This is a genomic window from Cupriavidus sp. GW823-FHT06D04, from assembly GCF_058795055.1.
Window position 1 is genome coordinate 22,615 of the sequence record NZ_JBXAHL010000038.1, and the last position, 14,152, is coordinate 36,766.

General features: G+C 67.8%; 12 protein-coding genes and 1 tRNA gene. 6 read left to right on the forward strand and 7 right to left on the reverse strand.

The window, feature by feature from the left end; translation table 11 throughout:
• Positions 1-22 precede the first annotated feature (22 nt).
• The 7 genes from AC1Q7H_RS32010 to gloB all read right to left on the reverse strand — a co-directional run bounded on the left by AC1Q7H_RS32010 (position 23) and on the right by gloB (position 10,114).
• Positions 23-1,192: an acyl-CoA dehydrogenase family protein gene (locus AC1Q7H_RS32010; RefSeq protein ID WP_013957297.1), complete on the reverse strand. Its 1,170-nt coding sequence runs from the start codon at positions 1,190-1,192 to the stop codon at positions 23-25.
• Between the two features lie 6 nt (positions 1,193-1,198).
• A complete protein-coding gene (locus tag AC1Q7H_RS32015; RefSeq protein WP_013957298.1) occupies positions 1,199-2,050 on the reverse strand; it encodes an enoyl-CoA hydratase family protein in 852 nt (283 codons plus the stop codon).
• Positions 2,051-2,085: 35 nt separating this feature from the next.
• On the reverse strand, positions 2,086-2,889 hold the full coding sequence (locus AC1Q7H_RS32020; RefSeq protein WP_013957299.1) for an SDR family NAD(P)-dependent oxidoreductase: 804 nt from the start codon (positions 2,887-2,889) through the stop codon (positions 2,086-2,088).
• Positions 2,886-5,240: a bifunctional salicylyl-CoA 5-hydroxylase/oxidoreductase gene (locus tag AC1Q7H_RS32025; RefSeq protein WP_153954719.1), complete on the reverse strand. Its 2,355-nt coding sequence runs from the start codon at positions 5,238-5,240 to the stop codon at positions 2,886-2,888. The genes AC1Q7H_RS32020 and AC1Q7H_RS32025 overlap by 4 nt, the downstream gene beginning before the upstream one ends.
• Before the next feature lie 171 nt (positions 5,241-5,411).
• On the reverse strand, positions 5,412-7,304 hold the full coding sequence (locus AC1Q7H_RS32030; RefSeq protein ID WP_041228002.1) for a propionate--CoA ligase: 1,893 nt from the start codon (positions 7,302-7,304) through the stop codon (positions 5,412-5,414).
• 184 nt (positions 7,305-7,488) lie between these two features.
• Complete coding sequence (locus AC1Q7H_RS32035) at positions 7,489-9,171, reverse strand: transglycosylase SLT domain-containing protein (RefSeq protein ID WP_013957302.1); 1,683 nt, start codon at positions 9,169-9,171, stop codon at positions 7,489-7,491.
• 142 nt (positions 9,172-9,313) lie between these two features.
• Positions 9,314-10,114: a hydroxyacylglutathione hydrolase gene (gene gloB, locus AC1Q7H_RS32040; protein ID WP_492382133.1), complete on the reverse strand. Its 801-nt coding sequence runs from the start codon at positions 10,112-10,114 to the stop codon at positions 9,314-9,316.
• A gap of 12 nt (positions 10,115-10,126) precedes the next feature.
• Here gloB and AC1Q7H_RS32045 point away from each other — a divergent pair, with 12 nt between their 5' ends.
• The 6 genes from AC1Q7H_RS32045 to AC1Q7H_RS32070 all read left to right on the forward strand — a co-directional run bounded on the left by AC1Q7H_RS32045 (position 10,127) and on the right by AC1Q7H_RS32070 (position 14,020).
• A complete protein-coding gene (locus AC1Q7H_RS32045) occupies positions 10,127-10,927 on the forward strand; it encodes a methyltransferase domain-containing protein (RefSeq protein WP_211979913.1) in 801 nt (266 codons plus the stop codon).
• A gap of 71 nt (positions 10,928-10,998) precedes the next feature.
• Complete coding sequence (gene rnhA, locus AC1Q7H_RS32050) at positions 10,999-11,436, forward strand: ribonuclease HI (protein ID WP_013957305.1); 438 nt, start codon at positions 10,999-11,001, stop codon at positions 11,434-11,436.
• Positions 11,437-11,485: 49 nt separating this feature from the next.
• Complete coding sequence (gene dnaQ / locus AC1Q7H_RS32055) at positions 11,486-12,226, forward strand: DNA polymerase III subunit epsilon (protein ID WP_211979914.1); 741 nt, start codon at positions 11,486-11,488, stop codon at positions 12,224-12,226.
• Positions 12,227-12,316: 90 nt separating this feature from the next.
• A tRNA-Val gene (locus AC1Q7H_RS32060) sits at positions 12,317-12,391 on the forward strand.
• 278 nt (positions 12,392-12,669) lie between these two features.
• Complete coding sequence (locus tag AC1Q7H_RS32065) at positions 12,670-13,374, forward strand: VIT1/CCC1 transporter family protein (protein ID WP_211979915.1); 705 nt, start codon at positions 12,670-12,672, stop codon at positions 13,372-13,374.
• A gap of 1 nt (position 13,375) precedes the next feature.
• Positions 13,376-14,020 carry a hypothetical protein gene (locus AC1Q7H_RS32070; protein ID WP_211979916.1) on the forward strand — a complete coding sequence of 215 codons (645 nt, stop codon included), beginning with the start codon at positions 13,376-13,378 and terminating at the stop codon, positions 14,018-14,020.
• The last annotated feature ends 132 nt before the right edge of the window (positions 14,021-14,152 follow it).

The window sequence follows — 14,152 nt, forward strand, 5'->3', positions numbered from 1 at the left end:
TCGTGGGTAGCTCGCGGGCGCGTCAGGCTTTGCGCCCGGCCAGCGTCTCGCGTGCAATGATCAGCTTCTGCACTTCGGTGGCGCCTTCATAGATACGCAGCGAGCGGATCTCGCGGTACAGGCTTTCCACCCGCGTGCCGACCTTGACGCCCAGGCCGCCGAACATCTGCACCGCACGGTCGATCACCTGCTGCGCGTTCTCGGTCGCCACCATCTTGGCCATGGCCGCCTCGCGCGTGGTGCGCTGGCCCTTGACATCGCGCAGCCAGGCCGCGCGGTAGGTCAGCAGCGCCGCGGCATCGATCGCGGTGGCCATGTCGCCGATGGCGGCCTGGGTCAGCTGCAGGTCGGCCAGCACGCCGCCGAACATCGGACGCGCGCAGGCGCGCGCCAGTGCATCGTCCAGCGCGGCGCGGCCAAAGCCCAGCGCCGCCGCCGCAACCGAGGCACGGAAGATGTCGAGCGTCATCATCGCCACCTTGAAGCCCTGCCCCGCTTCGCCCAGCCGGTTGCCCACGGGCACGCGGCAGTTGTCGAAACGCAGCGTGGCGAGCGGGTGCGGCGCCATCACGTCGATGCGCTCGGCGATGGTCAGGCCTGGCGTATCCGCATCCACCACGAAGGCGGAGATGCCGCGCGCGCCCGGCGCCTCGCCGGTGCGCACGAACACGCAGTAGAAGTCGGCAATGCCGCCGTTGGAAATCCAGGTCTTGGCGCCGTCGATCACATAGTGGCTGCCGTCGTCCGACAGCCGTGCGCTGCACTGCATGGCGGCCACATCGGAACCGGCCTCCGGCTCGGACAGTGCAAACGCGGCAATCGCCTCGCCGCGGGCCACGCGCGGCAGGTAATGCGCGCGCAGCGCAGCGCTGCCGGCCAGCGAGATCGCGCCCGAGCCCAGCCCCTGCATGGCAAAGGCAAAATCGGCCAGGCCGTCATGGCGCGCCAGGGTTTCGCGCAGCAGGCACAGCGAGCGTGAATCCAGCGCCGGCAGCGCGCCGCCGTGCGCGGCCGGCACGCAATAGCGCAGCCAGCCGGCCTCGCCCAGCTGGCGCACCAGCGCGCGGCAGGCGGCGTCGGTATCGCTGTGGTCGACATGGAGGTGTTGCGCGCACCAGGCGTCCAGTTCGCGCTCCAGTGTGCGGTGCGCGTCGTCGAACAGCGGCAGGTCGAGATAGGTCTTGTCGGACATGGCGCTTCAGTCCCCTTCGAACACCGGCTTGGTCTTGGCGACGAAGGCCTCGTAGGCGCGGCGGAAGTCGCGCGTCTGCATGCAGATGGCCTGGGCTTCGGCCTCGGCCTCGATGGCCTCGTCGAGCCCCATGTTCCATTCCTGGTGCAGCAGCTTCTTGGTCACGCCGTGGGCAAAGGTCGGGCCAGCGGCCAGTTGCGCGGCCAGCGCATGGGCCTGGGCCAGCACCGCTTCGGACGGATGCAGCGCATTGAAGAAGCCCCACTGCAGGCCCTCTTCCGCGCTCATCGAGCGGCCGGTGTAGAGCAGTTCGCTGGCACGCCCCTGCCCGATCACGCGCGGCAGCAGCGTGCACGCGCCCATGTCGGCGCCGGCCAGGCCGACGCGCGTGAACAGGAACGCGGTCTTGGCCTGCGCCGTGCCCAGGCGCATGTCGGAAGCCAGCGCCATCATCGCGCCGGCGCCGGCGCAGATGCCGTCGACCGCGCTGACTACCGGCTGCGGGCAGGCGCGCATGGCCTTGACCAGGTCGCCGGTCATGCGCGTGAAGTCGAGCAGCTCAGGCATGGTCATGCGCGTGAGAGGCCCGATGATCTCGTGCACGTCGCCGCCCGAGCAGTAGTTGCCGCCGGCGCCCGTCACCACCACCGCCTTGATGTCGCTGGCATAGCACAGGCCGCGGAACAGGTCGCGCAGCTCGGCATAGGAATCGAAAGTCAGCGGGTTCTTGCGCTCCGGCCGGTTCAGCGTCACGGTGCCGACCTTGCCGTCGCCGGACACCGACCACAGGAAGTGCTTCGGCTGGTAGCCGGCAAAGCTGCGCTTGTGGTGGCGCATGTCGAGTGCGATCTCTGTCATGGGTTTCTCTCGTTGTCTGTTGCAGTCGGTGAGGTTCAGCCCGCCATCACTTCGCCGCCGGCGACGGGGATCGCCTGGCCGGTGATCGCGGCCGCGGATGGCTGGCACAGCCAGGCCACCGCGTCGGCCACTTCCTCGGGCTGCACCAGCCGCCGTTGCGGATTGCGTGCGGCCAGCTCGGCGCGCGCCTGTTCCTCGGTACGGCCGGTCTTGCCGACGATATTGGCCACCGCGTCGCGCACGATGTCGGTTTCGGTATAGCCCGGGCAGACCGCATTGACGGTCACGCCCTTGGCCGCGGTTTCCAGCGCCAGCGCGCGCGTCAGGCCGATCACCCCATGCTTGGCCGCGCAATAGGCGCTGACATAGCCGTAGCCGATCAGGCCGGCCGTGCTCGCCACATTGACGATGCGGCCCCAGCCCGCATCGAGCATCGCCGGCAGCGCCGCCTGCGTGCACAGGAAGGTGCCGGTCAGGTTCACATCCAGCATGCGCTGCCACAGCCCGGCATCGGTCTTCAGGAACGGTGCGCTGTGCGCCTGGCCGGCATTGTTGACCAGCATCGACACCGGGCCGGCCTGCTCGGCGGCGGCGGCAAAGGCGCGCGCCACGCTGCCGGCATCGGCGATATCGGCCGTGACAAGGGAGACCACGGCGCCTGCGGGAGCAAGCTTACGCAGCGCTTGCACGGTCGCCTGCAACGCGCCGGCATCGCGGCCCAGCAGCGTCACGCTGGCGCCGTCGGCCAGCAGCCGGCGCGCGATGGCCGCGCCGATGCCGCGCCCGCCGCCGGTGACCAGTGCGTGGCGCCCTGACAGTGAACCCGTGCTGCGCGTCATCCCTGCTTCTCCTGCGCCGCGGCGCGTTCCAGGTTGGTTTCCAGTTGCCGCTTGCCGGCCTGGTACTGCTTGGGCCAGGCGATATCGCGATAGCCGATGCGCGCCGCTTCCTGCAGCGTCCAGGCCGGGTTGGCCAGGTGCGGCCGCGCGATCGCGCACAGGTCGGCACGGCCCGCGGCGATGATCGAGTCGACGTGGTCGGCCTCGAAGATCGCGCCCACGGCAATGGTGGCGATGCCGGCCTCGTTGCGGATGCGGTCGGCAAACGGGGTCTGGTACATGCGGCCGTAGACCGGCGCCTGGTCCGGGCTGACCTGGCCCGACGAGCAGTCGATCATGTCGGCGCCGGCGGCCTTGAAGGCGCGTGCGATCTCGATCGCGTCGTCGGGGGTGATGCCGCCTTCGACCCAGTCGTGCGCCGAGATGCGCACCGACATCGGCTTGTGTTCCGGCCACACCGCACGCACCGCGGCAAACACCTCGAGCGGGTAGCGCAGCCGCGCGGCCAGCGAACCGCCGTATTCATCTTCCCGCGTATTGGTCAGCGGCGAGATAAAGCTCGACAGCAGGTAGCCGTGCGCGCAGTGCAGCTCCAGCCAGTCGAAGCCGGCCTCGGCGGCGCGGCGCGCGCTGGCGACGAAGTCATCGCGCACACGCTCCATGTCTGCGCGCGTCATCTCGCGCGGGGTCTGCGACTCGCCCGGCAGGTAAGGCAGCGGCGAGGCCGAGATCACCGGCCAGTTGCCTTCCGGCAGCGGATGGTCCATTGCCTCCCAGCCGAGCTGCGTCGAGCCCTTGCGGCCCGAGTGGCCGATCTGCATGGCGATGCGGGCATCGCTGTTAGCATGCACGAAGTCGACGATGCGGCGCCAGGCGTCGCGCTGTGCGTCGTTCCACAAACCCGGGCATCCCGGCGTGATGCGCGCATCGGGCGACACGCAGGTCATCTCCGCCACCACCATGCCGGCGCCGCCCAGCGCGCGCGAACCCAGGTGGACCAGGTGGAAGTCGCCGGGCACGCCGTCGGTGCACGAATACATCGCCATCGGCGACACCACCACGCGGTTCTTCAGCGTGACGCCGCGCATGCGGAACGGCGTGAACATCGGCGGCAGCGGCAGGTGCTCGCGCAGTTGCAGGCTCTCCGGTTGCACGCCGGCCTGCCGCGCCAGCCAGTGCTCGAACTGCGCCACGTAGTCCGCATCGCGCACGCGCAGGTTCTCATGCGAGATGCGCTGCGAGCGCGTCAGCAGGGAATAGGCGAACTGCTCCGGCGGCAGGCTGCCCGCGTAGCGCTCGACGTTCTCGAACCATTCGGTCGAGTTGCGCGCCGCGTTCTGGATCTTCAGCACTTCCACGCCGCGCGTGGCTTCGTAGCGCGACAGTGCATCGGGCAGGCCGTCATGACCCCTGCCACGGATCTCTTCGGCGAGGTCAATGGCATCTTCCAACGCCAGCTTGGTGCCCGAACCGATCGAGAAATGCGCGGTGTGCGCGGCATCGCCCATCAGCACCACCGGCACGCGGCGGCCGTCGGGCAAGGTGTTCCAATGCACCCATTGGCGGCAGATCACGCGGGGGAAGCGGATCCAGATCGCCGAGCCGCGCAGGTGCGCCGCATTGGTGATCAGCTTGTTGCCGTCGAGGTAGCGCGCGAACAGGCGCTCGCAGTAGGCCACGCCCTCTTCCTGGCTCATCTGCTCGATGCCCGCCGCACGCCAGACTGACTCCGGGGCCTCGACAATAAAGGTCGAGGTGGTGTCGTCAAAGCGGTAGGCGTGCGCCTGGAACCAGCCGTGCTCGGTCTTCTCGAAGGCAAAGGTGAAGGCGTCGAACAGCTTGTGCGTGCCCATCCAGACAAAGCGGCACTGGCGCGTGTCGATGTCAGGCTGGAACGTGTCGGCGTAGCGGGTGCGGATGCGGCTGTTCAGGCCGTCCGAGGCGATCACCAGGTCGGCCTGGTATTGCATCGCCAGCGCCTGGTCGTCGGACACGTCGGTCTCGAACACCAGCTTCACGCCCAGCGCCTCGCAGCGCGCCTGCAGGATATTGAGCAGGCGCTTGCGGCCGATGCCGATAAAGCCATGGCCGCCGGAGCGGATGGTGCGCCCGCCGATATGGATGTCGATATCGTCCCAGTGGTTGAAGGCCGCGTTGATCTCGGCGGCGCTGACCGGGTCGGCTTCCTTCAGGTTGTCCATGGTGGCGTCAGAGAACACCACGCCCCAGCCGAAGGTGTCGTAGGGCCGGTTGCGCTCGACCACGATGACCTCGTTGGCCGGATCCTGCAGCTTCATCAGCAGGCCGAAGTACAGGCCCGCCGGGCCACCACCAATACAAAGCACTCGCATCTGTCGCCTCCTGCCGGCTGCGCCGGGCACCTTTGCCAGGATCACACCGCCATCTAGATGATGTCTAAATATTTTATGCTTCAAATATTAGACTGCATCACGGCCGATGGCAAGGGTGGGATGCGGAGTGCCCCGCAAGGCACCCACAGCGCCACGCCCTCAACCCGCCATCTAGCCTTTCAGCGCTGCCTGCAACTGTTCCAGCGCACCCGGGTCCTCGATCGTGGTCAGGTCGCCCGGGTCGCGCCCTTCGGCCACTGCCTGCATGGCGCGCCGCAGCAACTTGCCGGAGCGGGTCTTGGGCAGCGCATTGACAAAGAATACGCGCGCCGGCCGCGCCACGGCACCCAGTTGCTGCTCCACCGTCTTCATCAACTCGCCTTCCAATGCCAGCCGCGCTTCGGCCGTGGCCGTGCGCGCCGGATCGCGGGCGATGCAGAATGCCATCGCCACCTGCCCCTTGAGCGCGTCCTGCACGCCCACCACCGCCACCTCGGCCACGGCGGAGTTGGACGACAGGCTTTCCTCGATCTCGCGGGTGCCCAGCCGGTGGCCGGCCACGTTGATCACGTCATCGGTGCGGCCCAGGATAAAGACGTAGCCGTCGGCGTCGCGCACGCCCCAGTCGAAGGTGGAATAGCACAGCCGGTTCGGCACCGCCTGCCAGTAAGTGCGCACGAAGCGGTCGTCATCGCCCCACACGGTGCTCATGCATCCGGGCGGCAACGGGCCATCGATGGCGACCACACCCTTCTGGTTAGGCGGGCATTCCGCGCCGGTGTTCTCGTCGACGATTTTCAGGTCATAGCCATAGGCCGGCACGCCGGGCGAGCCCAGCTTAGGCGGCAGCGCCTCGATGCCGCGCTGGATCGCGAGGATCGGCCAGCCGGATTCGGTCTGCCAGTAGTTGTCGACCACCGGCTTGCCCAGGCCGTCCTGGATCCAGCGCGCGGTGGGCTCGTCCAGCGGCTCGCCGGCCAGGAACAGCAGGCGCAGGCTGGACAGGTCGTAGCGGGTCAGCCAGGCCGGGTCCTGCTTCTTCAGCACGCGGATCGCGGTCGGCGCGCTGAACATCAGGTTGACCTTGTATTGCTCCACCAGCCGCCACAGGATGCCGCCGTCCGGGCGGATCGGCGTGCCTTCATACATCAGCGTGGCCATGCCGGCCAACAGCGGGCCATAGACGATATAGCTGTGCCCCACCACCCAGCCGATGTCCGATGCGGTGAACATGGTGTCGCCGGGCTTGCCGCAGAAGATGTACTCCATCGACGTGGCCAGCGCCACCGCGTAGCCGCCGGTATCGCGCTGCACGCCCTTGGGCTTGCCAGTGGTGCCGGAGGTGTAGAGCACGTACGACGGCTCGCTCGATTCCAGCCACACGCACGGCACCTGCACGCCGGCCACGCGCTCGCGCCAGGCGGCATAGTCCTCGTCGCGGCCCTCGGTACGGGGCATTTGCGCCAGTTGCCGGTCCACCAGCAGCACCTTCCCGGGCTGGTGCGACGAGAGTCGGATGGCCTCGTCCAGCAGCGGCTTGTAGGGCACCACCTTGCCGGCGCGCGAGCCGGCGTCGGCGCTGACCACCACGCGCGGCCGGGCATCCTCGATGCGCGCGGCCAGGCTGACCGAGGCAAAGCCGCCGAACACCACCGAATGGATCGCGCCGATGCGCGCGCACGCCAGCATGGCAAAGGCGGCTTCCGGGATCATCGGCATGTAGATCAGCACGCGGTCGCCCTTCTGCACGCCCAGGCCCTGCAGGGTCGCAGCCATGCGGCTGACCTCGTCGTGCAGCTCGGCGTAGGTATAGGTGCGGGCCTGGTCGGTCTCGGTCGAGACCCAGTGCAGCGCCGGCTGGCTGGCGCGGGCCGCCAGGTGGCGGTCGACCGCGTTGTGGCACAGGTTGGTGCGCCCGCCGACGAACCAGCGCGTAAAGGGCGCGCGGCTGTTGTCGAGCACCTGGACGAACGGGGTTTCCCAGTCGATGCGCGCCGCCTGTTCAGCCCAGAACCCCTCGGGGTCGGCCAGCGAACGGGCATGCACGGCATGGCTTGCCGTCATGTCTGTCTCCTCCGCGTCTGCGGTCATTGTGATGATGACCGTAGTTTGCCACCGGCGCGGGTGCGCGTGGACACAGATTCGGAGAGGGGTGGGCGCCGGGGCCTGGCACATGAAAAAAAAGGGGCGTGCCGACGGCATCGCCCCTTCTTGCGCCGTGCGCCGGACCAGCCGGCGCCCGCATTTGTCAGCGAGCCTTGGCCCCCTTGGTGCCGGCCTTGGCCGACGCCTTGACGGTCGGCCCCGGCTTGGACTCGCGCGCCGCGCGCGCCGGCGCCGCCTTGGCTGCCGTGTGCCGCGACGAGGCCTCGACGGTGATGCGCTTGCGCGGCTCCGCCTTGCCCTTGGCCGAGGTCCGCACGATGCCGCCCTTGCTGCTTCGCTCGGCGCGCTCGGAATGCTCCGCGCGCTCGGCACGGTCAGCCTGTTCGGCCCGCGCCGCCCGCACCGCGCCGGCGCCGCGCACCGGCACCATCAGCACCAGGCTCTGCCCGGCGACCAGCTTGGTGCCGGAGAGCTTGTTCCACGACTGCACCTGTCCCGCCGAGACGCCATAGCGCCGCGCCACCGAGGCCACGGTGTCCCGCCGGCTGGCACGCACCACCACGCGGCGCGCATCCGGCAAATCAGGCTCCATCGCCAGCATGGCGCTGTCGGCCAGGGTCGCGCTGATATCCTGGTCGTGGCGGCCCGAGCGCGGAATCATCACGGTCGAGCCTGCCTTCAGGCGCATGCCCTTCGGGATGCTGTTGATCTCGCGCAGCGTATCGGCGTCGACATTCAGCCGTGCCGCCAGCGCTTCGATGCGCTCGCGGCTGTCCACCGTCACCGCCGACCAGCTCGACAACCCGCCGCGGTAGGTGTTCAGGTTGTACTGGAAGCGCTCGGCGTTATCGAACGGCAGCAGGATCTGCGGGTTGGACGCGCCCAGGATCACCGGCCGATTGAACGACGGGTTGAGCGCCTTGAACTCCTCCACCGACATGTCCGCCAGCTTTGCCGCCAGGTTCACGTCAATATCGCGCGAGGTGGTCACCGTGACAAAGTACGGATGGTCCGGGATCTCGGGCAGCTTGACGTTATACGCGGCCGGGTTGGCGATGATGTTCTTGACCGCCTGCAGCTTCGGCACGTAGTAGCGCGTCTCATTCGGCATGGGCAGGCTGGCGTAGTCGGTCGGCAGCCCGCGCGCCTGGTTGCGCGCAATCGCGCGCGACACCGCGCCCTCGCCCCAGTTGTACGCCGCCAGCGCCAGGTGCCAGTCGCCGAACATGTCATAAAGCCGCGCCAGGTAGTCCAGCGCGGCATCAGTCGAGGCCAGCACGTCACGGCGCTCGTCGCGGAACATGTTCTGCTTCAGGTTGTACGACCTGCCGGTGCTCGGGATGAACTGCCACATGCCCGCTGCCTTGGCAGTGGACTGGGCCTGCGGATTGAACGCGCTCTCGACGAACGGCAGCAGCGCCAGCTCGGTCGGCATCTTGCGCCGTTCCAGCTCTTCTACGATGTGGTACAGGTAGCGGCTTGAGCGCCCGACCATCCGCTCCATGTATTCCGGCCGCTGCGCATACCACTGGGTGCGGTCATCGACCAGCGTACCCTCCAGGTCCTGCATGGCAAAGCCGCGCCGGATGCGGTCCCAGATGTCGTTGGACGGGCCGCGCAGCCAGTCCAGGCCACCTTGGTCGACATTGATCGTGGAAGCGGAAGAAAGCGCCGATTTGTCGCTGAGCGAATTGAGCGGGTCCTGGCGCTTGGCGGTCTGGGCGGTCGCGGCGCCATAGGCGCCATCAGGCGGCGTGGGGGTGCTGGCGCACGCTGCAAGCAGCGCGGCGCACGCGACCACCGCCAGTAATCGACCAATTTTCATTAAGTTCTCGAATCGCGACGCCAAAAGGATGCGTGATGCTAAAAAAAACCGCGTATCGCGTCAATCAGATTTTCCATATAGCCAATCTCCGACGGGCAGCCGGAAAGCCTTGCGGCGCAAGGCCCGGCAGGCCGGGCAGCGCTCAGCGGAAATTGTCCTTCCAGCCGCGCAGCGCACCGAACGCCTGCGCATCGCCCGTGGCGGCCCCGCCCTGCGCCGCCACTGCCGCCCGTACCGCCGGCTCGCGCGAGCGCAGGAAGGGATTGACCTCGCGCTCATGGGCGATGGTGGTCGGCAGCGTCGGCTGGTCCGCCGCGCGCAGCGCGTCAACCCGCTGCTCCCACGCCGCCAGCGCGGCATTGGCCGGCTCCACCGCCCGCGCAAAGCGCACATTGCTGCGCGTATATTCGTGCGCGCAATAGACGCGGGTATCACCCGGCAGCGCCGCCAGCTTGTCGAGCGAGTCCAGCATCTGCGCCGGCGTGCCTTCGAACAGACGCCCGCAGCCACTGGCGAACAGGGTATCGCCGCAGAAGACCGCCGGGCCGGCTTCGCCCAGGTCACCCACATAGGCGATATGGCCGGCGGTGTGCCCGGGCACGTCCAGCACGCGCAGCGTCAGCGCCGGCGTCTGCAGCGTCACGACATCGCCTTCGCGCAGAGCCTGGGTGCGCCCGCCGATGCGTTCGCCAGCCGGCCCCAGCACCGGCATCGGCGCGCCCGACGGCGTGCGCGGGTGCGCCGCCAGCAGCTCGGCCACCCCGCCCTGGTGATCGCCGTGGTGATGGGTGATTACAATAGCGCCCAGAGCCAGACCGTTTCGCGCCAGGAAGCGCTCCACCGGCGCGGCCTCGCCGGGATCGACCACGGCGGCGTGACGCCCGTCGTGGATGGCCCAGATATAGTTATCCTGGAACGCCGGGATCGGCTCAACCTTCAACATGCGCATGCTCCTATGTCCAATCGTCCCAATCATTCGATTGTAAGCTGGGAAGACTGGCTGGCCTCGCCGCCCGGTGAGTACATGCTGCGCTGGGAGGCGCAGCAGTACGACCGGACCGTGACCGACATCTTCGGCTACCACGCGGTTCAGATGGGCCTGCCCTATATTGACACCCTGCGCGAGAACCGGATGCCGTTCTCGGCGCTGGCGCTGGACCCTTCCAGCGGACCGCACGGGCCGCGTGCCGCACATCCCGACGCGCGCCAGCTGCTGTGCCGCTTCGACGAGCTGCCGTTCGACACCCAGAGCATCGACCTGGTCACCCTGCCCCACATCCTGGAATTCGCCGAAGACCCGCACGAAGTGCTGCGCGAGGTCTCGCGGGTGCTGATGCCCGAGGGGCGCGTGGTGGTCACCTGCTTCAACCCGATGAGCCTGTGGGGCGCGCGCCAGGGCATGAACCGGCTCGGCGCCACGCCCTTCCTGCCGACGGACGCGCAGCAGATCGGCTTTGTGCGCATCAAGGACTGGCTCAAGCTGCTCGGCTTCGATATCATCCGCGGCCGCTTTGGCTGCTACTGCCCGCCCTACCGCACCGACCGCTGGCTGCAGCGCGCCGCCTTCATGGAAAAGGCCGGCGACCGCTGGTGGCCGATCTTCGGCGCGGTCTATATGATCTCGGCGATCAAGCGCGTGCGCAATATCCGCCTGGTCGGCCCGGCCTGGAAGAGCAAGCCGGCACTGGCCCCGGTGTCATCGCCCGTGGCCACACCCACCGGCACGCACGGCAAGACCCCCGGCAAAGAGCGCTGACGCGGTCCAGCGCCCTTCTCCTGCCCCCTTCAATGCGCCACCCGCCCGGCGGGTGGCCACCATGGAATCACATGCAAGAAGTCACGATCTACTCCGACGGCGCCTGCAAGGGCAATCCCGGCCGCGGCGGCTGGGGCGCGGTGCTCATCGCCGGCACCAGCGAGAAAGAACTGTTCGGCGGCGAGCCCAACACCACCAACAACCGCATGGAAATGACCGCCGTGATCGAAGCGCTGCGCGCGCTCAAGCGGCCCTGCGTCGTGCGTGTCTATACCGACTCGCAGTATGTCCAGAAGGGCATCAGCGAATGGCTGCCCGGCTGGAAGGCCCGCGGCTGGAAGACCGCCGACAAGAAGCCGGTCAAGAACGCCGACCTGTGGCAGGAGCTGGACACCCTGGCGCAGCCGCACCAGATCTCCTGGCACTGGGTGCGCGGCCACAACGGCCACCCCGGCAACGAACGTGCCGACGCGCTGGCCAACCGCGGCGTCGAATCGATCGGCCGCTGATCCCTTTCGCTAACAAGAAACCGCGGAGCGCCCGCGCCGCTCCGCTAGAATGCCCGCCATGCGACAAATCGTTCTCGACACCGAAACCACCGGCCTGAGTGCCGCCACCGGCGACCGCCTGATCGAAATCGGCTGCGTCGAGCTGATGAACCGCCGCCTGACGGGGCGCCACCTGCACTTCTACGTCAACCCGGAACGCGATATCGACGAGGGCGCGATCGCCGTGCACGGCATCACGGTCGAGTTCCTGGCCGACAAGCCCCGCTTTGCAGAAGTCGTCAACGACATCCGCGAGTTCGTCCAGGATGCCGAGCTGATCATCCACAACGCGCCGTTCGACCTGGGTTTCCTCGACATGGAATTCCAGCTGCTGGGCCTGCCGCCGTTCCGCCAGCATGCCGGCAATGTGATCGATACCCTGCGCGAAGCCCGCCAGATGTTCCCCGGCAAGCGCAACTCGCTCGACGCCCTGTGCGACCGCCTGGGCATCAGCAACGCCCACCGCACGCTGCACGGCGCCCTGCTGGATGCCGAGCTGCTGGCCGAGGTCTACCTGGCCATGACGCGCGGCCAGGATTCGCTGGTGATCGACATGCACGACAGCACGGCGGGCGCAGGCGGCGCCATCGCCAGCGCCGACCTGTCGCGCCTGGCCCTGCCGGTGCTGCGCGCCACCGATGAAGAACAACAGGCCCACCTCGCCCTGCTCAAGGGGTTGGACAAGGCCAGCGGCGGCAAGACTGTGTGGCAGGAGGCCCCGGCGGAAGCACCCGGAAGCCTGGCTGCCTGACAAAAAAGTTCAAAAAGGGCTTTACAAGATACAGAGACCTCTGCATAATCTCATTTCTCTGCTGCACGACGGCAACGACGACGCAGACAGGGGTGGTTAGCTCAGCGGTAGAGCACTGCCTTCACACGGCAGGGGTCACAGGTTCAATCCCTGTACCACCCACCAGACAAATGGCGAGCAACTGCCTAAGTTGCCAGGAAACCCAGACAGCGCAAGCTCTCTGGGTTTTTTGTTGTCCGGCGTTTGCCCAGGTTTTCTACCCTCCCCGGAAAACCGTGGTTCACGACGCCAATCAAGGCAGGCTGGCCTGGCATATTTGCGCCTGGCGCGCATACTTGTCCACAGGACGACGGGCCTGGCAGGCACAGTCGCCCTCGCCCTCGCCCTCACCGGGCCATCCCTATCGCCCATCCGATCATCGACGCAGCTTTCGGGAGTCCGCCATGCCCGATTCACCCAGGACGACGATCCATGCCGGCGCGACCGTGCCACCGGAGGATGCGCAGACACGGGAGCCGGTGCTGGACGTGGTCGACCGCGTCTCCGAGATGTGCTTCGGCCTGTTCATGGCGCTCACTTTTGTCGGCGCGGTGTCGAGCGGCACGGGCGGCCCGGATGCCAGCCGCACCATGATGCATGCCGCGCTGGGCTGCAACCTGGCCTGGGGCATGGTGGACGCGGTCATGTTCCTGATCCGTACGCTGGCAAGCCGCGGCCAGCGGATCTCCCTGGCGCTTGCCGTCAGGAATGCTAGCGACCGGGCCACTGCGATCGGCCTGATTCGCGATGCGCTGCCTCGCGCAACGAAGTCGCTGGTCACCGACAAGGAACTGGAAGCCATGCGGGCACGGCTTGCCGCCGCCCCGGCGCTGCCGCCCCGCCCCCGCCTGAACATGGCCGACCTGCTGGGTGCCGTGCGCATCTTCTTTATCGTTGTGCTGACCACGTTTCCGGTCGCACTGCCGTTCGTACTGCTGGACAACGTCAGACTGGCGCTGCTGATCTCGCGCGGGCTAACCCTGGCCATGCTGTTCGTCGCCGGGTGGGCGCTGGGCCACTATGCCGGCTTTGGCGGCTGGGTCACTGGCGCAGCCATGACGGCGCTGGGCGTCGTCATGACCATCGCCATCATCGCGCTGGGCGGCTGAGATGCGAGGCGCGATCCTGCTGCTTGCCACCGCCCTTGGCGCGGGCGCGGTACAGGCACAGGAGCCGCCCCAGCCCGCGCCGGATGCCGCCGGGCAGGCGGCCGGCTCACCCTGGACCTTCTCGGCAACAGGCTACTGGAACATGCCGCGCCAGAGCGGCGACTACCTCTCCGGCATCTTCATCGCGGAAAGGAAGCAGCTTCACCTCGAGGCAAGAAGCAACTACGAGGCAGTCCATTCGCAGTCAGCCTTCATCGGCTGGACCTTCTCGGGCGGCGAAACCATCCAGTTCAAGGCGACACCCATCGTTGGCTTCGTGGGGGGCTCCACCCACGGCCTGATCGGCGGGATCGAGGCCAGCGTGGCAGTGAGCAAGTTCGACTACTACATCGAAGCCGAATACCTGGACGCGCGCGGCGAGGAACCGGGCTATCTCTACGCCTGGAGTGAACTTGGCTTCCGCCCGGTCGAATGGCTGAGGCTGGGCCTGGTCGCGCAACGCACCCGGATCTACGGGAGAGACCGCGAACTCCAGCGAGGCGGCTTTTTCCAGGTCACGGTGCGCAGGTTCACGGCGGGCTTCTACTGGTTCAACCCGGGCTCGACGGACCAGGTCGCGATCCTTTCGCTGGGCGTGAGCTTCTAGGCCACAGCCACGTCGCGACGCAACCTTTCCGTTGCCAGCGACAAGGCTTATCTCATTTCCGGCCACTCACCTGCCGGCTACCTTGACTGCTCCGACCTGCACCGGAGCACGCCTTGCCATCCGCCTGCCTCC